This window comes from Enterobacter cloacae complex sp. 2015409 (genome assembly GCF_041365315.1).
Classification (GTDB): Bacteria; Pseudomonadota; Gammaproteobacteria; order Enterobacterales; family Enterobacteriaceae; genus Enterobacter; species Enterobacter pseudoroggenkampii.
Window position 1 is genome coordinate 2,442,611 of sequence record NZ_JBFTVM010000001.1, and the last position, 22,598, is coordinate 2,465,208.

General features: G+C 60.8%; 23 protein-coding genes. 9 read left to right on the plus strand and 14 right to left on the minus strand.

What is annotated here, in order from left to right:
- The first annotated feature begins 98 nt into the window (after nucleotides 1–98).
- The 3 genes from ACDO57_RS11965 to ACDO57_RS11975 are packed head-to-tail and all read left to right on the plus strand — an operon-like array spanning nucleotide 99 to nucleotide 1,938.
- Nucleotides 99–713 carry a methylthioribulose 1-phosphate dehydratase gene (locus ACDO57_RS11965; RefSeq protein ID WP_061715768.1) on the plus strand — a complete coding sequence of 205 codons (615 nt, stop codon included), beginning with the start codon at nucleotides 99–101 and terminating at the stop codon, nucleotides 711–713.
- Nucleotides 710–1,399, plus strand: a complete 690-nt coding sequence (mtnC, locus tag ACDO57_RS11970; RefSeq protein WP_024906997.1) for an acireductone synthase — start codon at nucleotides 710–712, stop codon at nucleotides 1,397–1,399. The genes ACDO57_RS11965 and mtnC overlap by 4 nt, the downstream gene beginning before the upstream one ends.
- The gene (locus ACDO57_RS11975) at nucleotides 1,396–1,938 is read left to right on the plus strand and encodes an acireductone dioxygenase (protein WP_370884002.1); all 543 of its coding nucleotides are present in this window, start codon (nucleotides 1,396–1,398) and stop codon (nucleotides 1,936–1,938) included. The genes mtnC and ACDO57_RS11975 overlap by 4 nt, the downstream gene beginning before the upstream one ends.
- A gap of 96 nt (nucleotides 1,939–2,034) precedes the next feature.
- Here the strand turns inward: ACDO57_RS11975 and ACDO57_RS11980 are convergent, their stop codons facing one another.
- A complete protein-coding gene (locus ACDO57_RS11980) occupies nucleotides 2,035–2,505 on the minus strand; it encodes an SRPBCC family protein (RefSeq protein ID WP_370884003.1) in 471 nt (156 codons plus the stop codon).
- Nucleotides 2,506–2,547: 42 nt separating this feature from the next.
- Nucleotides 2,548–3,564 (minus strand): S-methyl-5-thioribose-1-phosphate isomerase, encoded by a 1,017-nt coding sequence (gene mtnA, locus ACDO57_RS11985; protein ID WP_370884004.1) that lies wholly within the window; start codon nucleotides 3,562–3,564, stop codon nucleotides 2,548–2,550.
- Nucleotides 3,565–3,668: 104 nt separating this feature from the next.
- Between mtnA and mtnK the strand changes: the two genes are divergently transcribed.
- A complete protein-coding gene (gene mtnK, locus ACDO57_RS11990) occupies nucleotides 3,669–4,868 on the plus strand; it encodes an S-methyl-5-thioribose kinase (RefSeq protein WP_090417831.1) in 1,200 nt (399 codons plus the stop codon).
- A gap of 52 nt (nucleotides 4,869–4,920) precedes the next feature.
- On the opposite strand, the gene ACDO57_RS11995 is transcribed toward mtnK, so the two are convergent.
- From ACDO57_RS11995 to ACDO57_RS12010, 4 genes are all read right to left on the minus strand, one after another.
- Nucleotides 4,921–6,162 (minus strand): LVIVD repeat-containing protein, encoded by a 1,242-nt coding sequence (locus ACDO57_RS11995; protein WP_370884005.1) that lies wholly within the window; start codon nucleotides 6,160–6,162, stop codon nucleotides 4,921–4,923.
- An 89-nt stretch (nucleotides 6,163–6,251) separates the two neighbouring features.
- Nucleotides 6,252–7,316, minus strand: a complete 1,065-nt coding sequence (locus tag ACDO57_RS12000) for a sugar ABC transporter substrate-binding protein (protein WP_090417834.1) — start codon at nucleotides 7,314–7,316, stop codon at nucleotides 6,252–6,254.
- 19 nt (nucleotides 7,317–7,335) lie between these two features.
- Nucleotides 7,336–8,331, minus strand: coding sequence for an ABC transporter permease (locus tag ACDO57_RS12005; RefSeq protein WP_024906992.1), 996 nt, complete (start codon nucleotides 8,329–8,331; stop codon nucleotides 7,336–7,338).
- Nucleotides 8,328–9,830 carry a sugar ABC transporter ATP-binding protein gene (locus ACDO57_RS12010; RefSeq protein ID WP_157188760.1) on the minus strand — a complete coding sequence of 501 codons (1,503 nt, stop codon included), beginning with the start codon at nucleotides 9,828–9,830 and terminating at the stop codon, nucleotides 8,328–8,330. The genes ACDO57_RS12005 and ACDO57_RS12010 overlap by 4 nt, the downstream gene beginning before the upstream one ends.
- Nucleotides 9,831–9,989: 159 nt before the next feature.
- On the opposite strand from ACDO57_RS12010, the gene ACDO57_RS12015 reads away from it, so the two are divergent.
- The 4 genes from ACDO57_RS12015 to ACDO57_RS12030 all read left to right on the plus strand — a co-directional run bounded on the left by ACDO57_RS12015 (nucleotide 9,990) and on the right by ACDO57_RS12030 (nucleotide 12,744).
- Nucleotides 9,990–11,078, plus strand: a complete 1,089-nt coding sequence (locus ACDO57_RS12015) for an oxidoreductase (protein ID WP_370884006.1) — start codon at nucleotides 9,990–9,992, stop codon at nucleotides 11,076–11,078.
- Nucleotides 11,079–11,135: 57 nt separating this feature from the next.
- Nucleotides 11,136–11,879 carry an SDR family NAD(P)-dependent oxidoreductase gene (locus ACDO57_RS12020; protein ID WP_024906989.1) on the plus strand — a complete coding sequence of 248 codons (744 nt, stop codon included), beginning with the start codon at nucleotides 11,136–11,138 and terminating at the stop codon, nucleotides 11,877–11,879.
- Nucleotides 11,880–12,062: 183 nt separating this feature from the next.
- On the plus strand, nucleotides 12,063–12,368 hold the full coding sequence (locus ACDO57_RS12025; protein WP_032649596.1) for a type II toxin-antitoxin system RelE/ParE family toxin: 306 nt from the start codon (nucleotides 12,063–12,065) through the stop codon (nucleotides 12,366–12,368).
- On the plus strand, nucleotides 12,340–12,744 hold the full coding sequence (locus tag ACDO57_RS12030; RefSeq protein WP_045909615.1) for a helix-turn-helix domain-containing protein: 405 nt from the start codon (nucleotides 12,340–12,342) through the stop codon (nucleotides 12,742–12,744). The genes ACDO57_RS12025 and ACDO57_RS12030 overlap by 29 nt, the downstream gene beginning before the upstream one ends.
- Here the strand turns inward: ACDO57_RS12030 and ACDO57_RS12035 are convergent.
- From ACDO57_RS12035 to entC, 7 genes are all read right to left on the minus strand, one after another.
- Entirely contained in the window at nucleotides 12,741–12,938 is a 198-nt protein-coding gene (locus ACDO57_RS12035; protein WP_006809671.1) for a YbdD/YjiX family protein, read from the minus strand. The two genes, ACDO57_RS12030 and ACDO57_RS12035, sit on opposite strands and share 4 nt — an antisense overlap.
- Nucleotides 12,939–12,998: 60 nt before the next feature.
- Nucleotides 12,999–15,104 (minus strand): pyruvate/proton symporter CstA, encoded by a 2,106-nt coding sequence (gene cstA / locus ACDO57_RS12040; RefSeq protein ID WP_370884007.1) that lies wholly within the window; start codon nucleotides 15,102–15,104, stop codon nucleotides 12,999–13,001.
- 149 nt (nucleotides 15,105–15,253) lie between these two features.
- On the minus strand, nucleotides 15,254–15,667 hold the full coding sequence (gene entH, locus ACDO57_RS12045) for a proofreading thioesterase EntH (RefSeq protein ID WP_048993150.1): 414 nt from the start codon (nucleotides 15,665–15,667) through the stop codon (nucleotides 15,254–15,256).
- A 1-nt stretch (nucleotide 15,668) separates the two neighbouring features.
- Nucleotides 15,669–16,421: a 2,3-dihydro-2,3-dihydroxybenzoate dehydrogenase EntA gene (entA, locus tag ACDO57_RS12050; protein ID WP_157188757.1), complete on the minus strand. Its 753-nt coding sequence runs from the start codon at nucleotides 16,419–16,421 to the stop codon at nucleotides 15,669–15,671.
- Nucleotides 16,421–17,275 (minus strand): isochorismatase family protein, encoded by an 855-nt coding sequence (locus ACDO57_RS12055; protein ID WP_370884008.1) that lies wholly within the window; start codon nucleotides 17,273–17,275, stop codon nucleotides 16,421–16,423. Before ACDO57_RS12055 ends, entA begins: the two co-directional genes overlap by 1 nt.
- 10 nt (nucleotides 17,276–17,285) lie before the next feature.
- Entirely contained in the window at nucleotides 17,286–18,896 is a 1,611-nt protein-coding gene (entE, locus tag ACDO57_RS12060; RefSeq protein ID WP_370884009.1) for a (2,3-dihydroxybenzoyl)adenylate synthase EntE, read from the minus strand.
- Between the two features lie 9 nt (nucleotides 18,897–18,905).
- The gene (gene entC, locus ACDO57_RS12065; RefSeq protein ID WP_370884010.1) at nucleotides 18,906–20,081 is read right to left on the minus strand and encodes an isochorismate synthase EntC; all 1,176 of its coding nucleotides are present in this window, start codon (nucleotides 20,079–20,081) and stop codon (nucleotides 18,906–18,908) included.
- 188 nt (nucleotides 20,082–20,269) lie between these two features.
- Between entC and fepB the strand changes: the two genes are divergently transcribed.
- Nucleotides 20,270–21,229: a Fe2+-enterobactin ABC transporter substrate-binding protein gene (fepB, locus tag ACDO57_RS12070; RefSeq protein WP_370884011.1), complete on the plus strand. Its 960-nt coding sequence runs from the start codon at nucleotides 20,270–20,272 to the stop codon at nucleotides 21,227–21,229.
- Between the two features lie 46 nt (nucleotides 21,230–21,275).
- Here the strand turns inward: fepB and entS are convergent, their stop codons facing one another.
- Nucleotides 21,276–22,523 (minus strand): enterobactin transporter EntS, encoded by a 1,248-nt coding sequence (gene entS, locus ACDO57_RS12075; protein ID WP_370884012.1) that lies wholly within the window; start codon nucleotides 22,521–22,523, stop codon nucleotides 21,276–21,278.
- Nucleotides 22,524–22,598 lie beyond the last annotated feature (75 nt).

Sequence of the window (22,598 nt, forward strand, 5' to 3'; positions counted from 1 at the left end):
ATGTTGCTGCCACTATAACACGATGTTAGTCTTTGGCAATCAAGACGCTTAGACGTCTAAACAATATGAATATTCCTGTCCGAGAGGGTAAAAGGAAAATGACAGACAACCTGCAACTCACGCATCTGGTCGACGCCTGCCGCTGGATTGGCGCCAAAGGCTGGGCACCCGCCACCGGGGGCAATATGTCGGTGCGTCAGGACGAACGCCTCTGCTGGCTCAGCGAATCGGGCAAAGACAAAGGCAGCCTGACGACGGAGGATTTTCTCCAGGTGGAGATCGCCACCAACCGCGCGCCGTCTGGCCGCAGACCGTCGGCGGAGACCGGGCTGCACACCCTTATCTATCGTCTGTTTCCTGAGGCCAACGCCGTCCTGCACGTTCATACGGTCAACGCCACGGTGCTCTCGCGTCTGGTCAAAGAAGCCGAGCTCAACATCAGCGGCTTTGAGATGCAAAAATCCCTCACCGGGCAGACCACGCATCTGGATACGGTGGCTATCCCGGTCTTCGATAACGACCAGGACATTGACGCCCTCGCCTCGCGAATCGCCCATTACGCGCAGGAACGCCCGCTTAATTATGGTTTTCTTCTGCGCGGCCATGGCTTAACCTGCTGGGGACGCGATGTGGCCGAAGCCCGCCGTCATCTGGAAGGACTGGAATTCCTGTTTGAATGTGAAATGCGTTTACGACAACTGGAGAGAGTATGATTCGCGCGATTGTGACGGATATTGAAGGCACCACCAGCGATATTCGTTTTGTCCATGATGTTTTGTTCCCCTACGCGCGTGAGCGGCTGGCGGCCTTCGTGACCGCGCAGCAGTACGCCGAGCCGGTCACATCCATTCTGGACAACCTGCGTGATGAAATCGGTAATCCGCACGCCAGCGTCAGCGAGCTTATCGACGCCCTGTTTGCCTTTATGGATGAAGACCGCAAATCTACTGCGCTAAAAGCGCTGCAGGGGATCATCTGGCACGACGGCTACGTCAACGGCGACTTTACCGGCCATCTCTACCCGGACGTGCTGCCCGCGCTGGAAAAATGGAAAGCGCAAGGGATTGATCTCTATGTTTATTCCTCTGGCTCCGTTGCTGCGCAGAAACTGTTATTTGGCTATAGCGACGAAGGTGATATTACTCATCTGTTCAGCGGCTATTTCGACACCCACATCGGCGCCAAGCGCGAGGTGCAGTCGTATCAGAACATTGCGGCGCAAACGGGCATTGCCCCGTCGCAGATCCTGTTCCTCTCCGATATTCATCAGGAGCTGGACGCGGCTGAACAGGCAGGTTTTCGCACCCTGCAGCTGATTCGCGGCGATGATGACGGCGCAAGCCATCACCATCAGGTCCACCAGTTTGACGAGATTAACCCGGAGCAGATCCCTTCATGAGCGCATTGACCATTTATTCCGATAAAGACGCCAGTAAACACCAGTGGCACAGTACCGATGCCGCCGAGATCGCCCAACAGCTCAACGCGAAAGGCGTACGGTTTGAACGCTGGGCGGCGGATCGCGATTTAGGACACGATCCCGCGCCTGAAGCCGTGATCGCGGCGTATCAGCATGCCATCGACAAACTGGTCTCAGAGAAGGGTTACCAGAGCTGGGACGTGATCAGCCTGCGTGCCGACAATCCGCAGAAAGAGGCGCTGCGCGCGAAGTTCCTGAACGAACACACCCACGGCGAGGACGAAGTACGCTTTTTCGTGGAAGGCGCGGGCTTGTTCTGCCTGCACATTGGCGATGAGGTGTATCAGGTGCTGTGCGAGAAAAACGACCTGATTTCCGTTCCTGCGGGCACGCCGCACTGGTTTGATATGGGCTCAGAGCCGAACTTTACGGCGATTCGTATTTTCGATAATCCGGAAGGCTGGGTGGCCCAGTTTACGGGTGATGCGATCGCGGACGCGTATCCACGGCTGGCATAGGTAAAAGCAAAACGGCAGCTATAGCTGCCGTTTTTAGTGTTTGCTCCCTCTCCCTGTGGGAGAGGGTCGGGGTGAGGGCATCAGGCCGCTCGAGCTTCAACGCTCCAGTCCCTTCACATACTCCACCAGCTGATCCAGCACAATCCCCCACCCTTCGTGGAAGCCCATCTGCTCGTGCTGCTCGCGGATTTCCTTCGTGGGGTGACGCGCAATCGCCGTATAGCGGGTTTTGCCCTCGCCCACCTCTTCCAGCAGCAGGATCGCCGTCATAAACGGCTTCTCGGCCGGTTTCCAGCCTTCGGTATAGCCGTCGGTAAAGACCAGCTTTTTCCCCGGATCGATTTCCAGGAAGACACCCCGGTTATCCATCCGCTGCCCGTCCACCTCAAACACGGTGTTGAACCGTCCGCCCACCCGCAGATCGAGGTCGCATTCGGTCACCTTATGGGGAGCAGGAATGAAGAAGTTTTTGATGTGTTCGGGCGTAGTCCAGCAAAGCCACAGCAGGTCGCGCGGGGCATCCACCACGCGCTCCAGTTTTAAGTCTGTTTCAGGATCGAGCGTCACGATATTGTCCTCTCAGGGAACCCCCTTAAAGAATAGCCCGACTCAGGCGAATTTCCCGTTTGCCACCGCGTCCGGCGTGACCACGCCCGTATCCAGCACCCAGCCGCTAATCAGCGAGGCTGGCGTAACGTCAAACGCCGGGTTGTAGACCTGCGCGTTTTCCGGCGCCCACTGCACCGCGCCAAAGCTTCCGGCGACGCCCGTCACCTCGCTGGCGGCGCGCTGCTCAATCGGGATCGCATCACCGTTCGGGCAGTCCGGATCGAGGGTCGTTTGCGGCGCGGCCACATAGAACGGAATGCCGTGGAATTTCGCCAGCACCGCCAGAGAATAGGTGCCGATCTTATTCGCCACGTCGCCGTTAGCCGCAATGCGGTCTGCGCCCACCCACACGGCATCCACCAGCCCTTTCGCCATCAGGCTGGCGGCCATGGAATCGGTAATCAGCTGATACGGCACGCCCAGCTCGCCAAGTTCCCAGGCGGTTAATCTTCCCCCCTGCAGCAGCGGACGGGTTTCATCCACCCAGACGTTGCTGACCTTGCCCTCCTGATGCGCGCGAGCAATCACGCCCAGCGCCGTGCCGACGCCCGCCGTTGCCAGCCCGCCGGTGTTGCAGTGGGTCAGCAGGCGGCTGCCGGGCTTCACCAGCGCGCTGCCCGCTTGCGCAATGGCGTCACAGAGCCGTTTGTCTTCGTCGATCAGGCGCAGCGCCTCCGCGACCAGCGCCGGAACATACTCTTCCTGCCACAGCGCAATCTTCATGCGGTCAAGGTTGTTCATCAGGTTCACCGCCGTCGGGCGGGATGCGCGCAGGATTTCCAGCGCAACCGCCAGCTCGTCGCGGCTTTTGCCGTTTTCCGCCAGCAGCGCCAGCAGCAGACTTGCAGAGAGACCGATCAGCGGCGCGCCGCGCACCCGCAGGGCGTGAATATGCTCCACCAGCGTCTCTACCGTTGAGGCATCCAGCCAGCGTTTCTCCTGCGGAAGGGCCTGCTGGTCGAGAATAAAGAGCTGATTATCCGCTACCCGCAGGCTGGTCGTCTGTAATGTCTGCATGTCGTTAATTCCCTGTTGCGTTGTTGTAGCACATTGTGTCAGGATGAAGTCCGGATGTATAGACGTCTACACGTCTTTATTAGCAAACCCGTGAGGAGCAGGCCATGTCGCAATACCGTACCTTTACCGCTCAGGACGCCGTGGAATATGCCAGGCAGTTTGGCGGCCTTGACGATCCTTCATCGCTGGTGGAGGCGCAGGAGGTAGGCGACGGCAACCTCAATCTGGTGTTCAAAATCTTCGACAGCGCGGGCGTGAGCCGCATCATCGTTAAGCAGGCGCTGCCCTACGTGCGCTGCGTCGGCGAGTCCTGGCCGCTGACGCTGGACCGCGCCCGTCTGGAGGCGCAAACCCTGGTCGAGCACTACCGGCACAGCCCGCAGCACACGGTGAAAATTCATCACTTCGACCCGGAACTGGCGGTGATGGTGATGGAAGATCTCTCCAGCCATCGCATCTGGCGCGGCGAGCTGATCGGCAACATCTACTACCCTCAGGCGGCGCGTCAGCTGGGTGAATACCTCGCGCACGCGCTGTTCCACACCAGCGATTTCTACCTGCACCCGCACGAGAAAAAAGCGCAGGTGGCAAAATTCATCAACCCGGCGATGTGCGAGATCACCGAAGATTTGTTCTTCAACGATCCGTACCAGATCCACGAACGCAACAGCTACCCGGCCGAGCTGGAAAATGACGTCGCCGCCCTGCGCGACGACGCCCAGCTGAAAATTGCCGTGGCCTCCCTGAAGCACCGTTTCTTTTCTCAGGCTGAAGCCCTGCTGCACGGAGACATTCACAGCGGCTCGATTTTTGTGGCCGACGGCAGCCTGAAGGCCATCGACGCCGAGTTCGGCTATTTCGGCCCGATGGGCTTTGACGTCGGCACCGCTATCGGCAACCTGCTGCTGAACTTCTGCGGCCTGCCGGGACATCTGGGCATTCGCGATGCCGCCGCCGCCCGCGAACAGCGACTGACCGATATTCAGGAACTGTGGAACACCTTCGCGGAGCGCTTCCAGGCGCTGGCACACGAGAAAACACGCGACGCCGCGCTCAGCGCGCCGGGCTATGCCTCCGCCTTCCTGAAAAAGGTCTGGCATGATGCCATCGGCTTCTGCGGCACCGAACTCATTCGCCGCAGCGTCGGGCTTTCCCACGTCGCGGATATCGACACCATTCAGGACGAGGCGATGCGCCACGAATGCCTTCGCCACGCGATAACGCTCGGCAAGGCGCTGATTGTTATTGCCGACCGTATCGACAGCGCGGAAGATCTGGTGGCGCGGGTACGGCAGTACAGCTGATTTTCTCCCTCTCCCTGTGGGAGAGGGCCGGGGTGAGGGCATCAAACCGCACTCACCCCAAATACTCAATCACCGACAGCCCGCCGTTATAGTCCGTGCTGTAAATAATTCCCTGCGCATCCACAAACACGTCACACGACTGGATCACCTGCGGGCGATTCGGGCGGGTATCCATCATTTTCGCCGGCGCGGCAGGCACCAGCGCACCCGTTTCAACCGGACGATACGGATTGGAGATGTCATACGCGCGCACGCCCGCGTTCTGATACGTCGCAAAAATCAGCGTCGAGCTGACGAAGCTCCCCGGCCTGTTCTCGTGCAGGTTGTGCGGGCCGAAATGCGCCCCTTTAGCCACATAATCGATTTCATCCGGCTGTGGGAAGGTAGAGATGCTGACCGGATTCGACGGCTCGCGGATATCAAACAGCCAGATCAGCTTCTCCCCGTCCTCCTGGTTGTCGAGCACCGCTTCATCCAGCACCACCAGCAGATCGCGGTCCGGCAGCGGCAGCGCGGTGTGCGTCCCGCCGCCAAACGGCGGACTCCAGTTACGGTGGCTAATGAGCTTAGGACGGGTACGATCCTTCACGTCCAGCAGCGTCAGGCCGCCGTCGCGCCAGCTGCCGTACGCGGTATCGCCGGCAATAATCGCATGGTGGAGCGCGTAGCGTTTCCCTTCCGGCCAGTTCGGCTGTTCACCTTCGGCCTGGTTCATTCCCGGCAGCCACCAGCGCCCTGCCACTTCGGGCTTACGCGGGTCCGCAAGATCGATGGTCAGGAAGATATAGTCGGTAAAGCCGTCGATCAGCGCCGATACGTACGCCCAGCGGCCGCCGACGTACCAGATGCGGTGGATGCCAATCCCGTTCAGCGACAGAAAGCCGATTTCGCGCGGCCTGTCCGGCGTGGAGATATCAAACACGCGCAGCCCGGCGCTCCAGCCTTTGTCCTGCACGTCGCGGACGGTCTCCCCCACCTGACGGGTGTAGTAGACCTTCTCGTCGGCAAAGCGGGCATCGGCAAACAGATCCCGGGCGTTAATCACCAGCAGCAGGTCGTCATGCGCCTGCAGGTGCACGTTCCAGGTGCCGGGCGGCGCGGGCACGTAGCCCACCGCTTTCGGGTTTTTCGGGTCGCGCACGTCGACAATCGAAAAGCCCTGCGACACCATATGGCCGATATAGGCGAAACCGCTGTGCACCATCAGCTGCACGCCGTCCGGGCGACCGCCCTGGTCGCTATGGCCAATCAGCCGCATATTGCGGCTGTATTCGGGAGGGGGTAAATGACTCACCGTTAGCTCCTGTTGGTATTCCCCCTCTCCCCGTGGGAGAGGGCCGGGGTGAGGGCATCAGGCCGCACCTGACGCCACCCGGCTTGGTTTTATTTATTCTTCGCTTCCAGCGTCGCAAACCACGGCGCGATAAAATCTTCCGTCTGGCCCCAGCCCGGAATGATTTTCCCCAGCGACGCCACGTTCACCGCGCCCGGCTGGGCGGTCAGCAGCGCCTGTGGAATAGCGGCCGCCTTAAAATCGTAGGTCGCAGGCGTGGCTTCCCCGGCAATCTTGTTCGCCACCAGACGCACGTTGGTCGCGCCAATCAGCTTCGGATCCACCGCCACGCTCACCTTCCATGGGCTGCCCGGCTCGCGCATCAGCTGCAGATCCTGGTTGGAGATGTCGATGCTGTAGAGTTTGATCTCGGTACGGCCGTTCTCTTTCAGCGCTTTGTACGCGCCCTGGCTGAAGGCGTCCCAGGTTCCCCAGATGGCGTCGATTTTACCTTTCGGGTACTTCGCCAGGATCGCGCCCACTTTGTTAGCGGTGTCGCCCTGCACGTCAGAGGAGACCGCGCCGATGGACTCCAGCTCTTTGATGTCCGGATACTGCTTTTGCAGCTCTTTATAGGCCGCCTGACGACGCTCCATCGGCGGGAAGCCCGCTACCCACAGCTTGACGATATTGGCCTTGCCGTTGAAATCTTTCGCCAGCTGGCCGAAGGAGAGGTTAGTCAGGGAGGCATCATCCTGCTGGGTAACGGTCACGCCCGGGATCTCGCCGTTGACGGCGGTATCAAAGACGGCGACCTTAATTCCGGCGTCCACCGCCTTCTTCACCAGCGCGGTGGAGTACGGATCGCGCCCCTGAGACAGGATAATCCCGTCATATTTCTGGCTGATGGCCTGGTTCACAAAGTCCTGGAATTTGGCATCGTCCCCGTTGCTTAAAAAGGTGCTGACCTTAAAGCCAAGCTTCTTCCCTTCCTGAATGGCCCCGGCAATAAACTGCGTGGTGTTGTCGTCTGAGCCAAGGTTACGGATCACCGCGATGCGGATCGGGCCGTCATGGCTGGCAATGGCCGCCGGAAGCGGGGCGGGTGTGGCCGCGAAGCCAGGCAGAGCGGTGAATAACCCTAATGCCACCAAAGAGAGTGCAATCTTTTTCATTTTTTATCCCGTTGTGTTGTCAGCGTTTTTGTATGTACGTAATCGCCAGCGCTACCGCGAGCACCAGCCCTTTTATAATGTCCATGGCGTAATACGGCACGGAGAGCATCACCAGCCCGTTCGACAGCACGCCGAGAATAACCGCCCCGACCAGCGTCCCCAGCGCATTCGGCTTGCCGGACCCGGCCAGCGAGAAGCCAATCCACGCCGCCGCCACCGCATCCATCAGGTAACCGCCGCCCGCGTTTACCTGCGACGAGCCGATGCGCGAGGCCAGCAAAATCCCGCCCAGGCCCGCAAGCAGGGAGGCAATCACGTAGGCCGCCACCTTGTAGCGGGTGGTGCGAATACCGGAGAGACGCGCGGCTTCCGGGTTGCCGCCAATGGCGTACATCCGACGACCGTGAGTGGTGAGCGACAGCCCCAGCTGCGCCAGAACCGTCACCACCAGCATGATGATCACAATCGTCGGCACCTGCCCCAGCAGGCTGAACGCCGCCGGAATGGTGCCTTCCGCCATGTCACCGCTCGGCAGCACCATGTTCTCGGTAATCGACCCGCCGTAGCTGTAGGTCATCGCCACGCCCTGGATCACAAACAGGCTGGCCAGCGTCGCGAGCATGTCCGGAATGCGCAGGATGACGATAAGAAAGGCGTTAAACAGCCCCACCAGCGTGCAGAGCGCGAGGGTGATCAGAATCGACTCGGTGGTACCAAAGCCGTGCCAGACGAACAGGGAAATCACCAGCGCATTCGCCAGTGAGGCGGTCGATCCCACGGAGAGATCGAACCCGCCAATGGTCAATGATATCGACACGCCAACGGCAATCACCGTCACGATGGCGATTGAGCGCAGAATATTGATGATGTTGTTCGGATCGAGGAAGCTGTCCGACGCCAGGCCAAAGACGGCCACCAGCGCGACGACGGTTAACAGCATGCCCCACTTGTAGAGAAAATCGAAAATCTGCTGACGGCCAGACGCCGTCGCGTTTACTGAAAGGGCCTTGCTCACGACGCCGTTCCTCCGGTTGAATAATAAAGTAGTGTCTCTTCACGGGCCTCGGCTCCGGCGATTTCCGCCACGATGCGCCCGTCCCACAGCACGCAGATGCGGTCGCACAGCCCGACCAGCTCGGCAAACTCGCCCGAGGCGTAAATGACCCCTTTGCCCTCGCGCGCCAGGCCGTCAATCAGCTGGAACAGATCGGTTTTGGCCTTCACGTCCACGCCTTTGGTTGGCTCGTCGAAGATCAGCACGCTCGCATCATTGCGCAGCCACTTGCCGATGGCGACCTTCTGCTGGTTGCCGCCGGAGAGACGTCGCAAAACCTGCCCGGGACCGCGGGCGCGCACGCCGACGCGGGCAATCACCTCCTCCGCCCAGCGCCACGCCTGACGATGGCCAAACAGGCTCCAGCGCGAGAAGCTGTTATCGGCGCACACGGCAAGGTTCATGCTCACCGGCTCGTCGATAAAAATGCCCTCTTTGCGCCGCTCTTCCGGCACCAGCGCCAGGCCGCGCAGCACCGAGTCGGCCGGGTCGCGCGGCTGCCAGGGCTGTTGATTCAACTCACCGCGCGACACGCGGCTTTTGCTGGCGCCAAACAGCGCCTTGCAGAGTTCGGTTTTCCCCGCCCCCGCCAGCCCGGCAATCCCGAGAATTTCGCCTTTGCGCAGGTGCAGGGAGATATCTTTCAGCAGCGCGTCGTCATGCAGACCTTCCACCCGCAGCAGCGTTTCGTCGCCGTGCGGCGGCCGAGCGGGCGGGTAGATATCGCTCAGCACGTGGCCGAGCATCTTCTCAACAATCTCTTCGCCGCTAAGATCGGCCATCGGGCCGGACTCGATCAGCTTGCCGTCGCGCAGCACCGTTAAGGTGTCGCAGATGGCCTTCAGCTCGTGAATGCGGTGGGAGATAAACACCACGCCGATGCCCTGCTGCTTTAACCGTCTCACCACGCCAAACAGGCGCTCGCTCTCGTGCGCGTCCAGCGGCGCGGTGGGCTCATCAAGAATCAAAAAACGGCAGTGATGGGACAGGGCGCGCGCCAGCAAAATCTGCTGCTTTTCGGCAAGCGTGCAGCTGTCGATGGAACGGCGTACGTCCAGAGAAACGTCCAGCTGCGCCAGCGCCTGTCTCGCCTGCTGGCGGACCGCGCCCCAGCTGAAGCGATGCCCCGGCTGCGCCAGCTGGTCGAGCATGATGTTCTCGGCGATGCTTAACCCCGGGATCAGCGCCACGTCCACCTCCTGCTGCACAAGGTGGATGCCCAGCCGTTTGGCGTCGAGCGGTTCGCGGATCGTCACCGACTGGTTGTTAATGCTGATCTCACCCTCATAGTGGTCGTGCGTCCCGCACAGCACCGCCATCAGCGTCGATTTCCCCGCGCCGTTGGCGCCGGTCAGCGCATGTACCGATCCGCCGGTTAAGGTGAAGTTCACGCGCGACAGCGCCTGAAAGCCGGAAAAGGCCAGGCTGATACCGCGCATTTCAAGGCGACTGGAAACCATCCGCGTAAATCCTTCATTACTCTTCTGATTTATCGAATTTTTCACAGCTCCGGTTGACTGACAACGAAGGAAAAGGCATAAGTTAAAGCGAAATATTATTAGCCATCCGGATGTCCAGACATAACATCGGGTTAGCGCTTGCTAAAAAAGGACAACACCATGAGCAACACCGATATCCGCGTCGTGCCTGGCCCGGCGAACTACTTCTCCCACCCCGGAAGCCTTGCGCATCTGAATGACTTCTTTACCCCGGAACAGCTTTCCCGCGCGGTGTGGATCTACGGCGAGCGCGCTATCGACGGCGCGCGCCCTTTCCTGCCGGAGAGCTTTCACGCGCCGGGGGCGAAACACCTGATGTTTAAAGGTCACTGCAGCGAGCGCGACGTCACCCATCTGGTGAACGAATCCGGCAGTGACGCCAGCGTGGTGATTGGCGTGGGCGGCGGTGCGGTACTGGATACCGTCAAGGCCGTGGCGCGTCGTCTGGGCGTGCCGTTCGTGGGCATCCCCACCATTGCCGCCACCTGCGCGGCGTGGACCCCGCTCTCCGTCTGGTACAACGATGCAGGTCAGGCGCTGCATTTTGAGATCTTCGACGACGCCAACTACCTGGTGCTGGTGGAGCCGCAGATCGTCCTTAACGCCCCGGCGGAATACCTGCTGGCGGGTATCGGCGATACGCTGGCAAAGTGGTACGAAGCGGTTGTGTTGGCACCTGAGCCGGAGAACCTGCCGCTGACCGTGCGGCTGGGCATCAACGGCGCGCTGGCGATCCGCGATGTGCTGCTGGAGCACAGTGAGGAAGCGCTGGCCGACCAGCAGCGCGGCGAACAGACGCAGGCGTTTCGGGACGTGGTGGATGCGATTATCGCCGGCGGCGGGATGGTCGGCGGGTTGGGCGAACGCTATACCCGCGTGGCGGCGGCGCATGCGGTGCACAATGGTTTAACCGTGCTGCCGCAGACGGAAAAATACCTCCACGGTACCAAGGTGGCCTACGGCATTCTGGTGCAGAGCGCCCTGCTCGGCCAGGACGACGTGCTGGCGCAGTTGGTAACGGCGTACCAGCGCTTTAACCTGCCGACCACGCTTCGCGAGCTGGACGTCGACATCAATAACCGGGAAGCGCTGGATAAGGTCATTGCCCACACCCTGCGCCCGGTGGAGTCGATTCACTATCTACCGGTTGCGTTAACGCCTGACGTTCTGCGCGCCGCGTTTGAGAAAGTGGAATCCTTCAGCCGTTAATCGCGCCGACAGGCTATACCTAATGATGATTCTTTCTACTCTTGCAACGAGGTCATCATGCAGATCGATTTGACAGGTAAAAAGGCGCTGGTTACCGGTGCCAGCCGCGGGTTGGGTCGGGCTATTGCACTCTCGCTGGCGCGCGCCGGTGCGGATGTGATTATTACGTATGAAAAATCTGCCGATAAAGCCCAGGCGGTCGCCGATGAGATTAAGGCGCTGGGACGACACAGCGAAGCCGTGCAGGCGGACAGCGCCAGCGCGCAGGCGATTCAGGATGCCGTCACCCATGCGGCACGTTCCCTTGGCGGGCTGGACATTCTGGTCAACAATGCCGGGATCGCGCGCGGCGGCCCGCTGGAGTCCATGACGCTGGCAGATATTGACGCCCTTATCAACGTCAACATCCGCGGCGTGGTGATCGCCATTCAGGAAGCGCTGGTGCACATGTCCGACGGCGGGCGCATCATCAACATCGGCAGCTGTCTGGCAAACCGCGTGGCGATGCCGGGCATTGCCGTTTACTCGATGACGAAGTCCGCTCTTAACTCCCTCACCCGCGGTCTGGCCCGTGATTTAGGACCGCGCGGCATTACCGTAAACCTGGTGCACCCCGGCCCCACCAACAGCGATATGAACCCGGAAGACGGCGAACAGGCGGAAGCCCAGCGCCAGATGATTGCGGTCGGTCACTACGGCCAGCCGGAAGACATCGCGGCGGCGGTCACCTTCCTCGCCAGCCCGGCTGCCGGGCAGATCTCCGGTACCGGTCTCGATGTGGACGGTGGTTTGAACGCCTGATCGCACATTTCCTGCAAGCCTCTGTCGTCCGGCAGAGGCCTTCCCGAGCACCCTCGACGGTTCACGTTTTGCCGCTTTCTCCCGGTTTTTCTCCGCTCTACAGTACCCCATTAGAAATTCGGAATTTATCTAATAGTCTTATTATTTCCTTATATTTTGTGTGGGCGTACAGTGGAGGTACGGATGAAGATTGTCTGGTCCAATGGTGCAAAGAAGGCGTTTTCAAAGATTGAAGAGCGGTATCAGCGGCGCATTGAGGTAAAGCTTACTGAGCTGGATGACCGCTCGGCTCCCCGGCCCGATATCAAAAAAATATCGGCGACAGAAGATCATTTCCGGCTACGCGTTGGCGATTACCGCATCATCTATACGCTTCGGGACGATCCCGATGACCATTGTTATGTTTTGGCCGTCAAGCGCAGAACTTCAACGACTTACCTGCATGAGGAGAGTGCCACATATGGCTGTACAGCTAATCAAGGACGATAACGGGAAAACGCAGTACGCCGTTATTCCCTATCACGAATATTTTCGTATGCTCTTACAGATGTCAGAAATTGACGACGAAACCGATGACGATCTGGAGGATATTGAGGTCGAACACGATAGTCTGGATGACGTGGAATTGCCCGGAGAAGTGTGCAGCATCATGACCTGGCAGAACGTCAGCCTGCAGGCCGCGTGGCGTATTCTGCGTGGGTTATCCCAGCAGGAGGTGGCGGAGAAACTCGGTATCAGCCAGTCCGCCGTGTCACAGCTGGAAGCGCTGGACTCCCGTCCGCAAAAACGCACCCGCGAAAAGCTGGCGGCGATCTACGGCTGTAAGCAGGAGCAGATCAGCCTCTATCTCCCGAAAGAGGGTTAACAGCACTTCGCCCCGCCCTTGCCGCCGTAGCGGGCGTCCTGGCGGTCACGGAAAAATTCTTCGTAGGTCATTGGCGTCTGGTCCGGATGGTTGACGCGCATATGCTCGACGTAGTTGTCGTAGTCCGGCACGCCAATCATCATTTTGGCGGCCTGGCCCAGGTACTTACCGGCTTTGGAAAGGGTGTCGAACATGATTCTGATCTCACAGGGAATATAGGCCGGGTAAGGCGAAGCCGCCACCCGGCACAAAGGTTAGTGCGCCCCTTTCGCCTGGGTCACAATCTCTTCCAGGTTTTCAGGCATTGGCTCATACGGCGTCTCTTTCGCCGTTGGCGTGTCGACTTTCAATGCCGCCAGCGCGGTCTTGAGAGAATACAACGCCAGCACCACGACCACCACCATAAAGAAGATGGTCAGCCCGGCGTCCAGACGGTTGTTAAACACCAGCTGCGACAGCTGCGACTCGGTGTACTGCGCCGGGATCTTACCGCTGTCGATCATCGCCTGGAACTTGTTGGCGATCGCCAGGAAGCCCACTTTGTTGTCCGGGCTGAAGGCTTTCTGCCAGCCCGCCGTCAGGGTACAAATCAGCAGCCATGCGGTTGGCACTAATGCCACCCAGGCGTAACGCTGGCGCTTCATCTTGAACAGCACCACCGCGCAGAGCATCAGCGCCATACCTGCCAGCATCTGGTTGGCGATACCGAACAGCGGCCACAGGGTGTTAATCCCGCCCAGCGGATCGACCACACCCTGATGCAGGAAGTAGCCCCACGCCAGCACGCACAGCGCCGTCGCCAGCAGGTTAGCCGGGAGCGAATCGGTACGCTTCAGGTTCGGGGAGATCACCCCCAGCAGGTCCTGCAGCATAAAGCGCGCCGCACGGGTTCCCGCATCCACCGCCGTCAGGATAAACAGCGCCTCGAACAGAATGGCGAAGTGATACCAGAAGGAGACGTCCATCAGCCCGCCCAGCGCGCCGTGCAGGATGTAGGCCATGCCGACCGCCAGCGTTGGCGCCCCGCCCGCACGGGAGATAATCGACTGCTCGCCCACTTCACTGGCGATGCTCGTCAACGTATCAGGGGTAATCGCAAAGCCCCAGCCGCTCACTACCTGCGCGGCGGAGGCCACCACGTCAACGGTTCCGGCAGGCGCCAGGACCGCCATCGGGCTGTTCATCGCGAAGTACACGCCCGGGTCGATGATACAGGCCGAGACCAGCGCCATGATGGCGACGAAGGACTCCATCAGCATGCCGCCGTAGCCAATCAGGCAGGCCTGATTTTCATTCGCCAGCATCTTCGGCGTCGTCCCGGAGGCGATCAGCGCGTGGAAGCCGGACACCGCGCCGCAGGCAATGGTAATAAACAGGAACGGGAACAGGTTACCGGTCCAGACCGGGCCGGTGCCGTCGATAAATTTGGTTAACGCAGGCATGGTCAGGGTCGGGCGCATAATCAGAATGCCGATCGCCAGCCCAATGATGGTGCCGATTTTCAGGAAGGTAGAGAGGTAGTCACGCGGGGCCAGCAGCAGCCACACCGGCAGTACCGCCGCCACAAAGCCGTAGCCCACCAGCATCCAGGTCAGCTGTACGCCGGTAAAGTCGAAGAACGGCGCCCAGGTCGGGCTTTCCGCCACCCAGCCGCCGGAGATAATGGCGAACACCAGGAATACCAGACCAATCACCGACACTTCACCAATGCGCCCCGGGCGCAGATAGCGAATGTAGATCCCCATAAACAGCGCCAGCGGAATGGTAAAGGCTACGGTATAGGTTCCCCACGGGCTGTGGGTCAGCGCTTTCACCACTATCATCGCCAGCACCGCGAGGATGATCACCATGATCATAAAGGTCGCCACCAGCGCAATCACCCCGGCGGTGGCCCCCATCTCCTCTTTCACCAGCTCACCCAGCGAACGTCCGTCGCGGCGGGTGGAGACAAACAGCACCATAAAGTCCTGTACCGCCCCCGCCAACACCACCCCGGCGAGGATCCAGATCATCCCCGGCAGGTAACCCATTTGCGCCGCCAGCACCGGACCCACCAGCGGGCCTGCCCCGGCAATCGCCGCAAAATGGTGACCGAACAGCACTTTCTTGTCGGTCGGCACGTAGTCCAGCCCGTCGTTGTGGCGGACGGCTGGCGTCATGCGCTTCGCATCAACGCCTAACACGTTCTTTGCGATATAGCGGCCATAAAAACGGTACGCGATCAGATAAATGCAGACGGAGGAGACAACGATCCAGAGCGCGTTGATCTGCTCCCCCCGGTTGAGGGCGATATAGCCCAGGGCAAAGGCTCCCACAACGGAGAGCCCTGCCCATGTAAGGTATTTCCCTGAGTTGTTCATAGTTGTTGTCCGTTGTTGTGAAACAGTGAGATGTTACATTTTGTTTCTAGAACAACCGGAAAAATTTAACAACTTTGAAACGCAATAATGCGTGGTCAAACCAGAGATTTACACCACAGTGTTAAGCCGATCACTTTGATCTGCCTGGGCTAGCCCAACACCATCGTACTCAGCCGGCAGGTGCAGCACCGCCGCCCCTGCTCGTCGAAGACCACGATCTCCCAGCTTTGGCTCGAACGCCCAAGATGCAGCGGCTGGCACACCCCGCGCACCTTACCGTGGGAGACCGCGCGATGGTGCGTGGCGTTCAGCTCCGTCCCCACCACGCTCTGCCCGTCGCGGGTCATCAGAAAACCGGCCATTGAGCCCAGCGTCTCCGCCAGCGCCGCCGACGCGCCGCCGTGCAGCAGGCCAAACGGCTGGTGGGTACGCGCATCCACCGGCATCTCCGCTTCCAGCGTGTCGTCGCCGATACGGGTATAGACAATGCCGAGATGCGCCACCAGGGTGTTCAGGCTGGTCGCGTTCAGCTCCTCGAGCGGTATATGACGTTTCCAGATCATCTTACGCCCCCAGCGTGGAGCCGCCGTCCACCACAATATCCTGCAGGGTGATATGGCTGGCGGCATCGGACGCCAGGAACAGCACGGTGCTGGCAATCTCCTGCGGACGGGCGATTTTGCCGAGCGGAATGCCGAGCTTGAACTGCTCGCCAAAGCCGTGAATGCGCTGCTGCTCCGCATCGTCGCTTTTCCACAGGGTGCGCTGCATATCGGTATCCGTTGAGCCCGGCGACACCAGATTACAGCGCACGCCGCTGCCTGCCAGCTCCAACCCGACGGTCAGGGCCAGGCTTTTCAGCGCCGCTTTCGATGCGCCATAGGCGCTCATGCCGATGCGCGGCGTGTGTGCCGCGTCGGACGCCACGGTAACAATCGCCCCGCCCTGCTGACGGCGAAACTGCCCCATGGTCAGCTGGAACAGATTGAACGCGCCGCCGACGTTGACTGCGAAGGTCTGCTGCCAGTCCTCCTGCGAGAGCTGGTCCGTTGCCCCCATGCGCAGAATGCCCGCCGCGTTGACCAGCACGTCCAGCCGTTCGAGCGAAGCCAGCACGCGCCCGCACACCTCATGCACCTGCGCGACGTTCGCCACGTCCAGCGTTTCGGTGGCGAACGGGTAATCATCCTGCGGAAACGCCAGATCGAACCCGGTCACCTGCGCGCCGGCTTCGGCAAACGCCAGTGCGGTCGCGTAGCCAATCCCCTTCCCCGCGCCCGTCACCCAGACGGTTTTACCGGTGAAATCCCATCCCATCACTTCACCTCGCGGGAAAGCAGCGCCCACCAGGCGTCGAGGGTCGGATTTTTCGCCAGCATCACGAAATCAATGTCGCCATGCACTTTGCGCCAGCGGGCGGCCAGCGCCATCATGCGCACTGAATCCAGGCCGTAGTCGATCAGGTTTTCGTCATCCATCGGCTCGTCGGACTCGTCCAGCAGCGGCAGGATCAGCTCGCGCAGCGCGGCCTTCGATGCCGGAATGGACGGCAGCAGTTCGTCGGTCATCACCACGCGGCCCGAACGTCCGGCTACATAGTTCAGCGACATCAGGTGCTCGTCACGGGTGAAATCCGCCAGCGCGTCGGCAATGAAGAACGGCTTAATGTCGCGCATAAAGGCATCGGTGGCGGTGGTCATGCAGCCGATGTGGGCGTAGACGCCGGTAATCAGCAGCTGGTTTCGTCCCGTCTCTTTCAGCATCTGCTCCAGCGGCGAGCGGTGAAACGCGCTGTAGCGCCACTTCACCAGCACCGTGTCCGCTTCGTCCGGTGTCAGCTCTGCGACGATGCGCTGCTGCTCCGGCGAGCGGGTCAGGCCCGGCCCCCACATGTCGTTCAGCAGGGCGCGGTCTTCGTCGCTCTGCTCTTTCGGCTGAGCGGTGTAGTACACCGGGATATTGTGTTCTTTGCACCAGGCGCGCAGTCTGGCGATGTTCGCCACCACCTGCTGCATCATCTCGCTGTTTTCGCCCCAGAAGTTCAGGAAATACTCCTGCATATCGTGGATCAGCAGCGCCGCGCGCTCGGGCTCAAACGTCCAGTTCACCTTGCTGGTCGGCAGCTCTGCGGCGGTCGGCAGCGCGTAAGCGGTTAATTTTGGAATGGCCATACTCTTTTCCTCAGCCCCGGGCGCGTTCAGCAAGCCACAGGCGCAACTGTTTCTTATCGACTTTGCCGACAGGCGTCAGCGGGAGCGCATCCACGCTCTCCACTCGGTCCGGCAGCTTGAATTCGGCGACGCCCTGCTCGCGCAGGAAGCGACGCACCTCAACCGCGCGCAGGGGCTGTTTCACCACCAGATACGCGCAGCTTTTTTCGCCCAGCAGGCTGTCCTCCATGCTCACCAGCGCGGCGTGGATCACCGCCTCATGGCGCAGCAGCAGGTTTTCGATCTCTTCTGCGGCAATCTTCTCGCCGCCGCGGTTGATCTGATCCTTCTCGCGTCCCTGCACGGTGATGTAGCCCTGCTCGTCAATGGCGATCAGATCCCCGGAGCAGTAAAAGCCGTCGGCGTCGAAGGCGCTGGCGTTGTGTTCCGGGCTGTTGAAATAGCCGCGGAAGGTATACGGACCGCGCGTCATCAGACGCCCGACCTCCCCGCGCGGCAGCGGGTTGCCGTGCTCGTCCGCCACCCACACTTCGTCGTCCGGACACATCGGGCGGCCCTGGGTGTTGATGATGCGCTCCGGCGCGTCGTCGAGCGCGGTGTAGTTCACCAGCCCTTCCGCCATGCCGAACACCTGCTGAAGCTGGCAGCCGATTTCTGCCGGAATGCGCGCCGCGAGCGTGGCGGAGAGGCGTGCGCCGCCCACCTGCAGCAGCTTCAGGGAGTTAAGCTGCGCGTTGCCCGCGCCGTCGGCAATCGCCTGCAGCCAGAGGCTCACCGCCGGCGGGACCAGCGAGGTGACGTTAATCTGATGCTGTTCGATCAGCGGGAAGCAGAGCGTCGCGCTCGGATCGTTCGCCAGCACCACGCAGCCGCCCGCCGTGAAGACGCCCAGCGATCCCGGCGAACTCATGGCGTAGTTATGCGCCGCAGGGAGCGCGTTCAGATAGCGGGTGTGCGCAGTAATGCCGCAGATCTCGTTGCTGCGGCGAATGCTGTAGTCATAGTCGTTGTGCGTGCGCGGGATCAGCTTCGGCGTGCCGGTGCTGCCGCCGGAGAGCTGGAAGAATGCCACTTTGTCGGCGGGCGTCGGGTTAGGGATGAAGTTGTCCGCCGGGCGCGCAATCACCGCGTCCAGGGCATATTCACCCTTATCGCCGCGCAGGAGCACGACGCGCACCGAGCGATGTTCATCCACAAAGGTATGAAGAAAATCATCGCCCGCAAACAGCGCATGGTCGCGATCGGCGATCAGCACGGCGGGGTTGATCTGCGCCGCGTAGGCGTTCAGCTCGCTGCGCTGGTGGCTAAAGAGCGCGTTGACCGGCGCGACGCCGATTTGCAGCAGCGCGAAGAAGGTCATGTAGAACTCGGCCACGTTGCCAAGCTGCACCAGCGCCGTCTCGCCACGCTGTAGCCCACGCGCCTGAAGGGCTGAGGCCAGGTTGTTCACGGCCTGATTCAGCGCGCGGTAGGTAATGTGGCGATCGCCATCGATAATCGCCATCGCATCGCTGTCCGCCCGATCCGTCAGGATGTGGGTCAACGGCAGATCCTGCCAGTAGCCTTTTTCACGGTAGCGGCGGGCAAATGCCTCAGGCCAGCGGGTAAAGGGAATGGTCATGAGTCTTCCTTAGTGCAAACCAAACACGTTGAGCATGGTGGAGAGCTTCACGCCCGTCTCGCGCCACTCGCCCACCGGGGAGGAGGCAGGCACAATGCCCGCACCGGCAAACAGGCGAACGGTATTTTCGCGAAGACGCGCGCAGCGGATGGTCACCACCCACTCGCCGTTGCCTTCGCTGTCGCACCAGCCGACGATGCCGCCGAACAGCTCGCGGTCGAACGGCTCCAGCTCGGCGATCAGGTCTTTCGCCACCTGATGCGGGAAACCGCTCAGCGCCGGCGTCGGGTGCAGCAGACAGGCCAGGGTCAGGGCGTTTTCATTTTTACGCGCCTCGCCTTCTACCGGCGTTGCCAGATGCCACAGCGTCGGCGTGGTAATCAACTGAGGCGAATCCGGCATGCTGAGATGGTGGCTGCGCGGTGCCAGAATGGCTTTCATCGCCTGGGTCACCAGGTCGTGCTCGTGACGGTCCTTTTCGGAGGCCAGCAGCTTGTTGCCTGCTTCACGATCAAGCACGTCGTCCGGCTGACGACGTGCGGAGCCTGCCAGCGGCAGCGAGCTAAAGTGCCCACCCTCTTTGCGCAGCAGCAGCTCCGGGCTGGCGCCGAGCAGTACGCCGCCGTCTTCCAGCGGCACGTGGAAGTTAAAGCTCGCCGGGTTCTGGGCGATCAGGCGCTCCATCAGCGCGCCACTATCAATGTGCTTATCGGTCGTGATATCAATCAGGCGCGACAGCACCACCTTGTTCACCTGCGGCGTGGCAGTGAGCGACGCGGCGCGGGCAACCATCTCTTCGAACACGGGCTGCGGCGGGATCTCGGTGCGTTGTTCCACCTTCAGCGCCTGCGAGTCGGAAAAATAGCGTGAAGACTGCTGACGCGCCGGACGGGAAAAGGTCTGCCAGCGCTGTGGAATAAACAGAGAGGATGGCTTGCGGGTATCGAACGGGATAGCCCCTACCATCACCGGATGGGCGATGCCGCTGGCTTTCGCATTCCGGAAGGCCTGGGCTAATTTTTGCTGGAAGTGCCCCGCCGGATCGTCGCCGCCAACGGCGGGTTCACTGAAGCGGGCAAAGCAGCCGGACGTGGTAAAGCTGCGGTAAGGCGACATAAAGAAAAAGCGGTCTGATTCGAGCATGGTTGCGGTGTGCTGAACTTCCTCAGCCAGGGACGTATCCATATCATCCTCCTCAAAATGATAAAAGAAGCAATAATGATTATCATTTATATTTTCGTCGGCTAACCTAATCCCACATCGCTTCGCTGTCAACCGTCGGGCAAATAACTTGTGCGACAAAAGCTTGCATCCCGGTGCGGCAACCATGAAAATGAGAAGCATTATCTTCAACAAAAACAGGATGTCGCGCTGTGAAATTCCCCACCGTATTTCGAAATACCCTGCTTTTACCTGGACTTTTTGTTTTCGGACTTGCCTCAGCCGCTGCCGCCGACTGGCCGCGTCAGGTAACCGACAGCCGCGGCGTTCACGCGCTTGAGAGCAAACCGACGCGCATTGTCTCCACCAGCGTGACCTTAACCGGCTCCCTGCTGGCGATTGACGCACCGGTCGTCGCCAGCGGCGCGACCACGCCGAATAACCGCGTGGCGGATGGACAGGGCTTCCTGCGCCAGTGGGGTGATATCGCGAAGCAGCGGAAGGTTGCGCGACTGTACATTGGCGAGCCGAGCGCTGAAGCGGTTGCCGCCCAGATGCCGGACCTGATTTTGATCAGCGCCACCGGCGGGGATTCCGCGCTGGCGCTGTACGATCAGCTCTCCGCCATCGCCCCAACGCTTATCATCAACTACGACGACAAGAGCTGGCAGGCGCTGCTGACCCAGCTGGGCACCATCACCGGACAGGAAAAGCAGGCCGCAGAGCGCATTGCCGCGTTTGATAAACAGCTCGCGCAGGTGAAACAGCAGATGAAGCTGCCGCCGCAGCCGGTGAACGCCATCGTCTACACCGCCGCCGCGCACAGCGCCAACCTGTGGACCGCGGAATCCGCGCAGGGCAAGCTGCTGCACCAGTTGGGCTTTGCGCTGGCGGAGCTGCCTCCCGGATTGCAGACCTCAACTAGCCAGGGTAAGCGCCACGACATTATCCAGCTGGGCGGGGAAAATCTGGCGACGGGGCTGAACGGCGAGGGGCTGTTTGTGTTTGCCGGTGACGAGAAAGACGTGGCGGCGATTTACGCCAACCCGCTGCTGGCGCATCTGCCGTCGGTGAAGAACAAGCGCGTCTGGGCGCTGGGAACGGAGACGTTCCGCCTGGATTATTACAGCGCGATGTTAGTGTTAGACAGATTGAATACGTTATTTAAGTAGGCATTTTCCCTCCCTCTCCCTGTGGGAGAGGGTCGGGGTGAGGGCATCAGGCCGCACCGTTGTTCAACACACTCTCCTGCCTGAACCGCCGCAATTCCACCAACGCCACTAACAAAATCCCACCAACTATCGCTAACGCAAACCCACTGCTGCTCGCCGACGCCACCGGGGTCATTATCGCCCCCAGCCCGCCGAGGATCGCCGCGCCGATGGCATCGCCCGTGACGTTCTGCGCCGTCCACAGACCGTTGATGCGCCCGAGCATCCCTTCCGGCGTCTGGGTCTGGATCAGGGTGTACTGCAACAGCGAGCTGATGGCGCTCAGCCAGCCGAAAATCACCAGACACAACACGCCCAGCGCCCACACCGGCATCAGGCTAAAGAAGCCGATGGCGATAAACGAGGCCAGCGTGGCAAGCAGCATAATCAGCCCCGGACGCGCTCTCTGCGCCAGGTTGCCGCTGGTCAGCGCCCCGCAGGCCGCGCCGAGCGGAATGGCGGCGTAGAGAATGCCAATCTCCGACGCGCTCATCTGCCACTCTCCCGCCAGCGCCGGGTAGAGCACGCGCACGGCGCTCGCCATCGTCAGCAGGCCGCCGAGCAGCGCAATCCCGCCAATCAGCGGGTTACTGAACAGAAAACGAATAGCGGCCATCAGCGATTTTAGCGGATGCTCGCGCGGCTGCGGCGGAGGCGGCAGCAGCGGCAGGCGCAGCAGGGTCAGCGTGGTGATAAAGGTCCCCGCCGCCGCCAGCCCGTAGTTCCACGCCACGTTGCCGGTCGCCAGCAGCAGGCCGCCTACCATCGGTGAAATCACCGAGCCGAGGCGCACGGTGAGCATAGTAATCGCCCCCGCCTGCATCAGGTTCTCGCGCCCGACCAGCGCGGGCGTCGCCGCCAGCAGCGCCGTCACGCCTAAGGAGGCAAAGAAACCGTCCCACAGCCCGAGGGCATAAATGGCGATCAGCGACGGCTCCGGCAGCATCGCGTTCAGGCACAGCCCGATAAAGCCCACGCCGCAGGTACCGCGCGCCAGCAGGATCAGCTTCTTGCGCTCGTAGCGGTCCGCCAGCACGCCGCCGACCATCAGACCGATAAACATCGCCCCGCCGGTTAAGGTGACGGATAACCCCACCAGCCAGCTGGAGTGGGTCATAGTCTGGATCTGGACCGGCACGGCCACGCCGAGCAGCCCGAGAGACAAAATAGAGATAAAACGAGCGATAAAAACGGCGCGATACGCCGGGTGCGTTTTGAGCAGGCTGAGGTTGAGCAGCCAGGATTTTTGATTCATGACAAAGCCTTGAGTGTAATTCTACCCATTCCATGGGCGCACATGCTAACATAGCCAAATAAGATAGATAACGAT

Coding starts and splice junctions, on each gene's coding strand:
- ACDO57_RS11965 (WP_061715768.1), top strand. CDS start 99: ATGACAGACAACCTGCAACTCACGCATCTGGTCGACGCCTGCCGCTGG.
- mtnC (WP_024906997.1), top strand. CDS start 710: ATGATTCGCGCGATTGTGACGGATATTGAAGGCACCACCAGCGATATT.
- ACDO57_RS11975 (WP_370884002.1), top strand. CDS start 1,396: ATGAGCGCATTGACCATTTATTCCGATAAAGACGCCAGTAAACACCAG.
- mtnA (WP_370884004.1), bottom strand. CDS start 3,564: ATGCAGACATTACAGACGACCAGCCTGCGGGTAGCGGATAATCAGCTC.
- mtnK (WP_090417831.1), top strand. CDS start 3,669: ATGTCGCAATACCGTACCTTTACCGCTCAGGACGCCGTGGAATATGCC.
- ACDO57_RS12000 (WP_090417834.1), bottom strand. CDS start 7,316: ATGAAAAAGATTGCACTCTCTTTGGTGGCATTAGGGTTATTCACCGCT.
- ACDO57_RS12010 (WP_157188760.1), bottom strand. CDS start 9,830: ATGGTTTCCAGTCGCCTTGAAATGCGCGGTATCAGCCTGGCCTTTTCC.
- ACDO57_RS12015 (WP_370884006.1), top strand. CDS start 9,990: ATGAGCAACACCGATATCCGCGTCGTGCCTGGCCCGGCGAACTACTTC.
- ACDO57_RS12020 (WP_024906989.1), top strand. CDS start 11,136: ATGCAGATCGATTTGACAGGTAAAAAGGCGCTGGTTACCGGTGCCAGC.
- ACDO57_RS12025 (WP_032649596.1), top strand. CDS start 12,063: ATGAAGATTGTCTGGTCCAATGGTGCAAAGAAGGCGTTTTCAAAGATT.
- ACDO57_RS12030 (WP_045909615.1), top strand. CDS start 12,340: ATGGCTGTACAGCTAATCAAGGACGATAACGGGAAAACGCAGTACGCC.
- ACDO57_RS12035 (WP_006809671.1), bottom strand. CDS start 12,938: ATGTTCGACACCCTTTCCAAAGCCGGTAAGTACCTGGGCCAGGCCGCC.
- cstA (WP_370884007.1), bottom strand. CDS start 15,104: ATGAACAACTCAGGGAAATACCTTACATGGGCAGGGCTCTCCGTTGTG.
- entH (WP_048993150.1), bottom strand. CDS start 15,667: ATGATCTGGAAACGTCATATACCGCTCGAGGAGCTGAACGCGACCAGC.
- entA (WP_157188757.1), bottom strand. CDS start 16,421: ATGGGATGGGATTTCACCGGTAAAACCGTCTGGGTGACGGGCGCGGGG.
- ACDO57_RS12055 (WP_370884008.1), bottom strand. CDS start 17,275: ATGGCCATTCCAAAATTAACCGCTTACGCGCTGCCGACCGCCGCAGAG.
- entE (WP_370884009.1), bottom strand. CDS start 18,896: ATGACCATTCCCTTTACCCGCTGGCCTGAGGCATTTGCCCGCCGCTAC.
- entC (WP_370884010.1), bottom strand. CDS start 20,081: ATGGATACGTCCCTGGCTGAGGAAGTTCAGCACACCGCAACCATGCTC.
- entS (WP_370884012.1), bottom strand. CDS start 22,523: ATGAATCAAAAATCCTGGCTGCTCAACCTCAGCCTGCTCAAAACGCAC.